General features: G+C 62.3%; 1 protein-coding gene. It reads right to left on the bottom strand.

Translation table 11 applies throughout. The features are described 5' to 3' along the window. Positions 1-74: 74 nt before the first annotated feature. On the bottom strand, positions 75-385 hold a 311-nt coding region (locus AC0L3D_RS36990), incomplete at its 5' end, for a transposase (RefSeq protein WP_473647573.1).

Here is a 385-nt window from a genome sequence, read left to right as displayed (position 1 = left end):
ATCGATCATTTGCCCATGCAGTTCATGCCTTCCTCACATCTCCGACGTCCCGGTCTCAGGTGCGTTGTTGCAAATCACGCAGGCACCGTCGCCGGATTCCGGTAGTCCTCCTGTTTCGTCAGCATGGCCCAGATGCCACGCGCCATCTTGTTGGCCAGCGCGATTGCCACCAGCATGCGCGGTTTCTTCAACATCAAGCGGGCAAGCCAGGAACCGTCGGGCGCGCGCCTCCGAGACGCCCATCGAACCACAGCCATGGCGCCGATGATGAGCAACCGCCGAATATCGCGCTGGCCCATCTTCGATACCTTCCCTAGTCGTTGCTTGCCGCCGCTCGACTTCTGCCGAGGGACCAGCCCGAGCCAGGCGGCGAAATCGCGACCGC

Source organism: Mesorhizobium sp. WSM4837 (assembly GCF_055811435.1).
Note: the sequence above shows the minus strand (reverse complement) of the source record. Positions and strands in the feature narration are given on the sequence as shown.